Below are 8,606 nucleotides of genomic sequence, written 5' to 3' on the forward strand. Positions count from 1 at the left end.
ATTTTTGTATATACCCTGCAATCACACTTTTGCTGCAGTTGAATATGATGGTACTACAGAGTCTATAATTTGGGGTGAAATCTTTGTTACAGTTTAATATGCCTGCAAAGTTGTCAAAGATGCAGTATGCCAGATCATACGTGCTGGATCAGCCGTATGCATGCGTAATATCACCCTCTGAAGGTTTTAAAACAGGTACCATATTTCCGTTTTTACTGGAAGCCTACGTTCATAACCTTCAGAGAGCATTGAAGGGGGAAGAAGCATGGAAAAGATAGATTGTGATCATCTTCTGAAAAAAATACAGGAGCTTGAATTCGCATCTGTTGATCTGACACTGTATCTTGATAATCATCCAACATGCAAGCAGGCTATTTCCGACTACAATACGATAACTGAGAAGCTTGAAAAACTAAAGAAAGTTTATGAGGCGGAATACGGGCCCCTCACACATTTTGGCGGCTCTCCAAGCCAGTATCCATGGAGATGGGTCAGTGAACCATGGCCATGGGAAACAGGTATCTGAAAGGAGGATAGTTTATGTGGCTTTATGAGAAAAAATTAGAGTATCCTGTCCATATTAAAAACAAGGATATAAGGATGGCAAAAAATGTAATAACGCAGTATGGCGGACCGGACGGAGAGCTCAGCGCATCTTTAAGATATCTGACGCAGCGCTATAAAATGCCTACCGGCAAAACAAAGGGGCTCCTTAATGACATAGGGACCGAAGAAATTGCACATGTCGAAATCGTATGCTCCATCGTATACCAGCTTCTAAAGGGCGCTTCCCTAAAGGAATTAAGGGAAGCAGGCCTTGATGGGTATTACTCGCAGCATGACAAGGCAATATTTCCTGTCGACGCAAATGGCATACCATGGACAGCCTCATATATTCAGGCAATGGGTGATCCTGTGACGGATCTTACCGACGATATGGCGGCTGAACAAAAGGCTCGGACAACATATGAACATCTTCTGGTATTGACGGACGACCCCGATGTTAAAGATCCCCTTAAATTTTTATGGGCAAGGGAAGTAGTGCATTACCAGAGATTTGCCGAAGCCCTGCAGGAAGTTCAGGATATGGCATGCAGCAAAAAATATATATAGATTCCGGGCTGAATATGTATAGAATGATTTGCAGATAATATATATTAACATTAAACTTAGGAGGAGATAAGGTGAAAAACATAGGCGTTGAGAAAAATCTTACAAATGTCATAGAATATTTAACTATGCAAGGATATAAGATACATGAATTCGATACTTCCCAGAAAAATAGCAAGGACTTTATAGACGGTTTTGACGCAGTAATAGTATCCGGAATAGACAAAAACCTTATGGGTATTCAAAATACCGGTGCGAAGACATCGATAATAGATGCAAACGGCCTGACTCCGCAGGATATACAAAAGCAGATTGAGCAAAGGCTTAATTAATAAAAAAAGGATGAAGCCTAAACAATCAAGGCTTCGTCCTCTTTTTGCACTCCCAGTATTTTATCCACTCTTTCTTTTTCGGTAAGCACCCTTTTTTCGATACTGTCATATGCAAAGCAAGCTCCATCTATAACCTTCGTCTCAAGCGTCCCCTTTGCATATGCATTGCCTTTAAGATGGGGTGCGTCGAGTATGCCCAGTTTTATGGCCTCTGCAAGCACTTCAGGATCGCTCCACGGATCCTGTGAATTCGGAGAAATTCTGTATATCGATTCAAGCAGATATTCGGCTTCCTTTATGAGTTCATTTTTTCTGTCCCCGACATTCATATCGGAAGACATATCCGGCAAACCCATCATGCAATTTTTTATTACCCCTTTTGCAATCCTGCAGCTTTCGTTAATTTCATCAAAACCTGCTGCATGGTGTGCCTCGCAATAAGCCACAACATGAACTATGTGGGGCTTTAGAGCCATCCCGAGATAAACTGATGAAGCCAACTGCCCCTTTGCGGCATACAGATCCGTAGGAAAGCTTGCAAGTCCAGGACGTACCTGCCTGTAAACCTTAAAATTGCTGTCCTGCAGACTTTCAATCAGTTCTATTTTTGCGAGCATTTTTGCAAGATCCATCTTTGGAGAAATCGAAGGAGGAACATTTAACATATATTGGGCTATATAATTTTTGACACCCATCCTTTTTGCATTGTATGCAGCCAAAAAAGCCGTAGCAACTCCTATGGTATCGTGGGCATCTCTCAAGCTCCAATGATGAGCCTCATTTACTTCGACAGGTATATTCCTCTTAGCATGCCATCTCATAAGCTTCTGACTTTCTCTTATGGAACTTACAACATCTCTTGGGCCCCTTCCGTCCAAAACATTATACCAGCATAGCGGTATGGCTGCCCAACCGTTATTTATAGTTTCCTTAAGCATTGAAGCAAACTTAAAGACATTGTTCGTACCGCTGTAGCACCTCAGTATGGGATAATTTCCCCTTCTGGACGCTTCATAGATTTTCCTGAAATCGTCCGGAGTTCTTACAGGGGCTCCTCCGGCGCCATCCAAACTGTGGTCGGCTTTTTCCATATCGAAAAAGTGTTCCTGCGCATTCTGATCCGGGGCAATCGATATAACATCAAGTATTTTTGATTCAGCAATCTTTTTTACGCTTTCAATTGTATCCCCAAGGGATGGGAGGCCAAGATGATGCCGCAGCAAAGGACGGGGATATTTGCTGTTTATCCTGTCTATAATATTGCTTTCATATGTTTCTTTCAACACATTATTTTTAAATCCACGGAGGAAATCAACAGTATGATCATCCCTATATGATCCATCAAATATTTCGCTGAACAAATCATACTTTTTTGCGACTTCACATACCGGTTCTGTCCCACCAAACAGCCATTCTATATCATTTAGATTGTAGCGGCTGATATTTTCTTTTAGCTTATCCAGAAGCGGACCTGTTGCCGACGGAGTCAGCCTATAGCTTACGCCAACAATATCCGGTTTTTCTTCCATTACCCTTTTAATTAAATTTTCGATTGAAACTGCGGGCCCTAGAAATTCCGTCGCATAGCCTTCATTTTCGGCATATTTCAAAAAGTTCATTACTCCTGCCACATGTACGCAATTGCCTATAGCTGCAGCCATTATTTTCTTCATTACGCAACCACCTCGTCCCGTTTATTGATCTCTCCATAAGTTACAAGTTCCATAAGCTGTTCTTTTGTCAGCCCCTCTATTCCAAGATTTTTCGTGTTTCTACCCGAAGCATAATAGTTTCTGTTATGAGCCACACAGGCTATTTCAATGATCGAGTTTATCGTAGGCGTTTTGACGCCCACAGCCTGACCTATGGCTGATATGGGCACCAAGCTATCAGGGATATCTTCAAATATATATCTTGTATTTAAAGATGGCGGAGCCTTTATGTCAGCGTAGTCCCTTGTATTTTGAATGGCATCATAAAGCGTATTCCCTTTTGCGCCATATGATGCGTAAAGCCATTCAAGAGCAGTAATCGCATTGACGCCAACCGCTTTTGCAACCGATATCCTCTCTGCGTCTATATATTCCAGTACGCCTGCGACTGTCGGCGTTATGCCATCTATATAGTACTGGAAATCCCCCTTGGTAGACTCGATTCTTCCGCAGTTTAAAAGTGTGGGTGCCGGATGAAATACCGCACCGATATTGTTCAAGCTTGTTTCCAGCACATTTTCCGCTCTTGTAAACTGCGGATACGCATGTGATAAACAGCTTATGACATAAGGAGTCATTTGGGATGGCACAGATGCTACTGATACGACATTTTTTATGCTGTATATTTTAACCTTTCCCGATGCTACGGCCCTGCAAGCATATATAAATGTCTGCGCTTCTGCAAGAATGATTTCCTTATTGAAATTTAATGTTTTCATTATATTTAAAAATTCCAGAGCTCCTCCCGTCCTGCCAGGATTTAAAACCACAATCTGGCCGTCTTTTGAGTATGGTATATATGAAAATGCAACATCCTTGTGTCCCGATGCAGGTACGGTTACCATTATAATGTCCGCATCTTCCACAGCATCTTTCATGCTATCGGTTATGAGATTAAGCTTTCCAAAGCCGTTTACTTCGCCTTCAAGAATTATGCCGCCGCTTTTCTGTATATCTTTTATGTTATCAAGTGTCCTGTTGTAAAGGTTCACGCGAAAGCCCATCATCGACAGATGTCCTGCCATCGCCTGACCTCCGTTTCCAGCTCCTATAACAGCAAATTTCGGATAATCTTTAAATTGCTCCATTTTCTATCACCTCTCAGAATAAAAAAATAGACATAATTCCCTAAAAAATTAAAAACTATTCCCTACCCTTAAAACAGCCCGAATAACATTTCAAAACCAAGCTGAGTATAATAAGCCAATTTAATTTAATTCGTTATACCGGTCAAAGCCGATTTTAATAACCACACTTAACCGGAACACAATTAAATTTAAAAATTAAATTTTATTGCCGGTATTTTATGAAATGCATATAAAAGAAGATTACAAAATTTACAACTCTATTATATTATATAGGTTGTCAGTTGTCAATATTATGTAGAAAAAAAGATAGGGTGCAATACCTAAATTTAATTATCAAATTAAGTTCCACCCCTTATCCTCTTGAAGAAGAAATAATCAATGATAGTGTTATAATAAATTTAGTGGTACTCAGATTTAAGGAAAAGTTAAGTTGCTCATGTGTTTTTTTATTAAAAGGAGATGAAGAAAAATATACAAGAAAATTCTTAAATTACTAAGATGTCCTAAATGTAATGGAGAGTTAAATCTTACGGTTGAAAGGGAAGAAAATAGCGAGGTTGTTGAAGGAAAATTAAGCTGCAAGAATAGCCATGATTGGCCTATTAAAGAAGGAATAATAAATTTTGATTCGGCAGAACAAAAACTTACAAATAATTGGACGGAATCCTATGAGCAGTATGATGAGGAGGAGATGGATAAAAAAATATCAGGAGGAGTTCCTCAGAACCAAACAATAATAGGTGATAAAACTAAAAAATTCATTATTGATAGTATCAATAATAAAGAAAATGAATTTATATTGGACATAGCAACTGGTAGAGGCGCATTATTTAAAAAAATGGTGAAACATCTAAAAACCGAATCGCAGATAATATGTACGGATTTAAGTTTTGTAGTGTTGAAATATGACAGACTAAGAGCTAAAAAAATTAATCCGGAGATAAAAGTAAATTATATAGCTTGTGATGCGACCAATCTACCTTTTAAAAATAATACAATTGATACTGCCGTATCTTTTTTTGGGATTCAGAATATGTTAAATTTGGCTTCTGACGGAATAAAAGAAGCTAAAAGAGTATTAAAAGTGGGGAAATCATTATTTGATAGTTATGTTGTCATTAAGGAACATTCCGAAGGATTTAAGATATTAAAGAATTTTTGCAAGGATAATAAGATTATTGGGGCAGAAAAATTCGCTTTAAAAACGGAAATACAGAAATCCTATATTCAGGCAAACTTTAACAGGGCAGACATTGTAACTATCGGAGAATCAATTGGAGAGAAAAACGGCTCTGATTTATTACCTTTTGAAGGAGAATGGTTTGCTATAGTTGTTGTTGAAGGTATAAAATAAATATAGCCTAAAAATTTAATATTTATGAATCTTATATTGAAAGAGATATTGATATTAGTACGCAGTCTTCTTTTATTGCGACTTATCTACAAAATATCAATGATTAAAAAGTTTCCTAAATATAACGATGTCTATATATTATTTTGCCCTATCTTTTATTTAAAAACTTTTTCGTGCGCTTTAAGATGCCCTCGTCACCGACTACTACCAACACGTCGCCTTTTATGATTTCCGCGTGGGGCCCCGGGGACAAGATTATCTCATCGCCCCTCCTTATCGCTATTACAGTACCGCCGGTATTCTGCCAGAACTTCATTTCGGATAATGTCTTACCTATGACACTTGAATAAGGTTTAACTTCTATCTCGAGGGGATTATATGGGCTTATGTTCCTCAGTCGGTCGGAATAATCGATTATCTTTTTAACAATTGCCTCAAGTTTTCTGTCTATTTCTTCCTTCTCATGGAAAAAATTGATTAGTTCCGTCTTTAAAGATACGATGGATTCTATGTCCTTAAACCTGTCTATGAATTTAAAAGCTTCATCTTTGGATATAACATCTATGCCGCTTCCCTGGGATACGTTCACAACATTCATATCTTGAAGGAGAATAATCGCGCGTCTTATCGTTTCAGGCGAGACGTTGTATTCACCTGCCAGGGTGGAACGGCCGTAAATTTTCGAGCCTATTTCGAATTCCCCTTTCACTATCCTCCTTGCGACATCAATGGCTATCTGTTGATATAACGGCTTAGTTGCAACAGCACTCATAAATTATCCCCCAATTATCAACATTAAGGCTTATTTTTAAAATTATAAATACGAACTTAAAAATCTTCAATCCATAATATGAGCTTATGTTATTTTGAATGCTCATTCGTCGCTCAAAATAACATAATTCTATTTATGCCTGATTCCAAATTGCTAATTGAAGCTAAAAATATCTATAAATCCAAAGCCTTAAATTTGTATCCTTTATTTTTTAAGTCCTTTATTATAAGCTCCATGGCCTCCGGGCTTGACTTAGATACAGAATGCAAAAGAACAACCGCACCGTTGTGATAATTGTCCATTACGTTGTTACAAATATATGAAACATCTTTATCATCAGTCCAGTCAACACATGCTATGCTCCAGAAAACTGTTTTATATCCGGTATCCTTTGCAATTTTCATTACCCTTTCAGACCATTCTTCATATGGAAGCCTCAAATACCTCATTTTTATACTATACCTTTTATATATTGCATTTTCAAGATCCACTATCTCCTTCTTTACAGCATTATCGTCAATTTTATCAAGATGCTTATACCTTGCCGTATGATTCTGGAGAGAATGACCTTCCTGAATGATCCTATCCACAAGGCTGCTATTCTTATCCATGTATGATAATGTAATAAAGAAAGTCGCCTTCACATTATTTTCCCTTAAGACATCCAGTATACTTTTAGTATATCCCGATTCATAGCCTAAGTCGATAGTCAAGTATATATACTTTTCATCAGGGCTTCCGGAATAAATGCCATCATATGCCTTAAGCATATTTTTTTCATCTTGAGGTATGTCCGGTAATCTATGCTCTTTATTCTTTACAACTCCCCATCCATGGTTCGTGCTGTCGATTTTGCTGCGGACAAACATCGATTTGAAATAATATCCTCCCTGCAGTACCAAAATCATCATTTCTAAGAATATTAAATATGTAATGATCAATCTTTTCATGTTAACGGCCTCCATATGAATATGGTAAATATTATACTTTTTTCCTATATATATATTTCCCAAATCATGTATTTATATGATAATAAATTTTATAATTTTATTATTCCGTTGCAAACATGTTCTTTTCTTCAATTCGCAATTTGAAATCAGGCATAAATAGGATTATGTCATTTTGAACGACGAATGAGCATTATGAGAGTTTTGATAAGTTCTTGGTCTGTTGCCGCATAAGAATCCTTAGAGCTTTTGATTGTCTGAGTGAAACGAGTTTCAAAAGCTTTTGGATTCTTAAGGCTACTGGCCTTAGAACTTACAAAACTTGAATCTGGCGAATGAGTGTTCAAAATGACATAAGCTAAATTTACGACTCGAAGGTTCTTTTCAGATTAATTGTCAAGTAAGGTTAACTGGTATAAAATAGAAAAAGGGCATATTATATTTTTGCCTTGTTCAAATGAGGAGGGATTTAATTTGCTTACTATACTTATTGTCGATGATGAATATTGGGTAAGATATGGGCTAAAGGTAAGCATCGATTGGGAAAAGCATGGGTTCAGAATCGCAGATGAGGCCTCGGATGGGGAAGAGGCTTTAAAGCTGGCCATAAAATTGAAACCCGATATAATAATCACGGATATAAAAATGCCATTTATGAGCGGCGTAGAATTCATGCGCTTGCTCAGGAATAATAAAATCGAGTCAAAGATCATAGTTTTAAGCGGGTATGACGACTTCCAGTATGCCAAAAGTGCCATAGATTATGGCGCATCCGCTTATGTATTGAAGCCTATACAGAATGAAAATCTTATCAAAACATTAAATAAGGTTGCGGATGTTATAAAGAAGGAAAGTATGACCGATTGCATTGTCAGGAATAAACTTTTAAATGATTTTAACTCGTTGTGCTAGCTTTTTTACTGGTAAAAATTGCGAATGAAAAACCCCAGCAAAATATTGTAACCTATCATTAACCACAAAACCGATGATAGGAGGTAACAACATATGCTGGAGCTTTATAAGAGTAATTCTATCAAAGAAATTGAGACTTTGAAAGACTTTGTAATTGTCACCTACATCATAATAGATGATATTTACAAAAGGGTTACTCCAACACATATCGCAAACCGTTGTAATATCAATGATTCTATAATGAGTGATAGTGAAATAATTACCATAAGTTTAGTTGGCGAGCTGCTCACTATCGACTCTGAAAAAGCTTGGTTTGGCTTCTGTAAGAAGAACATGAGAGACTTATTTCCAAGGTTCTGCCATAGAACCAGGTTTAACA

General features: G+C 37.5%; 11 protein-coding genes. 7 read left to right on the forward strand and 4 right to left on the reverse strand.

Translation table 11 applies throughout. The annotated features are described in order from the left end of the window. Positions 1–83: 83 nt before the first annotated feature. From QME45_03475 to QME45_03490, 4 genes are all read left to right on the forward strand, one after another. Positions 84–278, forward strand: a complete 195-nt coding sequence (locus QME45_03475) for a spore coat associated protein CotJA (GenBank protein ID MDI6617724.1) — start codon at positions 84–86, stop codon at positions 276–278. Next, the gene (locus tag QME45_03480) at positions 266–526 is read left to right on the forward strand and encodes a spore coat protein CotJB (GenBank protein MDI6617725.1); all 261 of its coding nucleotides are present in this window, start codon (positions 266–268) and stop codon (positions 524–526) included. Before QME45_03475 ends, QME45_03480 begins: the two co-directional genes overlap by 13 nt. A 14-nt stretch (positions 527–540) precedes the next feature. After that, positions 541–1,113: a manganese catalase family protein gene (locus QME45_03485; GenBank protein MDI6617726.1), complete on the forward strand. Its 573-nt coding sequence runs from the start codon at positions 541–543 to the stop codon at positions 1,111–1,113. A 71-nt stretch (positions 1,114–1,184) separates the two neighbouring features. After that, the gene (locus QME45_03490; GenBank protein ID MDI6617727.1) at positions 1,185–1,442 is read left to right on the forward strand and encodes a YkuS family protein; all 258 of its coding nucleotides are present in this window, start codon (positions 1,185–1,187) and stop codon (positions 1,440–1,442) included. A 17-nt stretch (positions 1,443–1,459) separates the two neighbouring features. Here QME45_03490 and QME45_03495 read toward each other — a convergent pair whose 3' ends face one another. Both QME45_03495 and QME45_03500 read right to left on the reverse strand, forming a co-directional pair. Then, entirely contained in the window at positions 1,460–3,115 is a 1,656-nt protein-coding gene (locus QME45_03495) for a cobalamin B12-binding domain-containing protein (GenBank protein MDI6617728.1), read from the reverse strand. After that, positions 3,115–4,242 carry an NAD/NADP octopine/nopaline dehydrogenase family protein gene (locus tag QME45_03500; protein ID MDI6617729.1) on the reverse strand — a complete coding sequence of 376 codons (1,128 nt, stop codon included), beginning with the start codon at positions 4,240–4,242 and terminating at the stop codon, positions 3,115–3,117. The genes QME45_03495 and QME45_03500 overlap by 1 nt, the downstream gene beginning before the upstream one ends. Before the next feature lie 691 nt (positions 4,243–4,933). On the opposite strand from QME45_03500, the gene QME45_03505 reads away from it, so the two are divergent. Next, positions 4,934–5,596, forward strand: coding sequence for a class I SAM-dependent methyltransferase (locus QME45_03505; protein MDI6617730.1), 663 nt, complete (start codon positions 4,934–4,936; stop codon positions 5,594–5,596). A gap of 148 nt (positions 5,597–5,744) precedes the next feature. Here QME45_03505 and QME45_03510 read toward each other — a convergent pair whose 3' ends face one another. Beyond that, positions 5,745–6,368, reverse strand: coding sequence for a TrkA C-terminal domain-containing protein (locus QME45_03510; protein MDI6617731.1), 624 nt, complete (start codon positions 6,366–6,368; stop codon positions 5,745–5,747). Between the two features lie 173 nt (positions 6,369–6,541). After that, entirely contained in the window at positions 6,542–7,318 is a 777-nt protein-coding gene (locus QME45_03515; protein MDI6617732.1) for a polysaccharide deacetylase family protein, read from the reverse strand. Between the two features lie 471 nt (positions 7,319–7,789). On the opposite strand from QME45_03515, the gene QME45_03520 reads away from it, so the two are divergent. Beyond that, the gene (locus tag QME45_03520; GenBank protein MDI6617733.1) at positions 7,790–8,227 is read left to right on the forward strand and encodes a response regulator; all 438 of its coding nucleotides are present in this window, start codon (positions 7,790–7,792) and stop codon (positions 8,225–8,227) included. 93 nt (positions 8,228–8,320) lie between these two features. Beyond that, the coding region (locus QME45_03525) for an IS982 family transposase (GenBank protein MDI6617734.1) at positions 8,321–8,606 on the forward strand (286 nt) is incomplete at its 3' end.

The sequence above is a fragment of the Clostridiales bacterium genome, assembly GCA_030016385.1.
Classification (GTDB): Bacteria; Bacillota; Clostridia; order Clostridiales; family Oxobacteraceae; genus JASEJN01.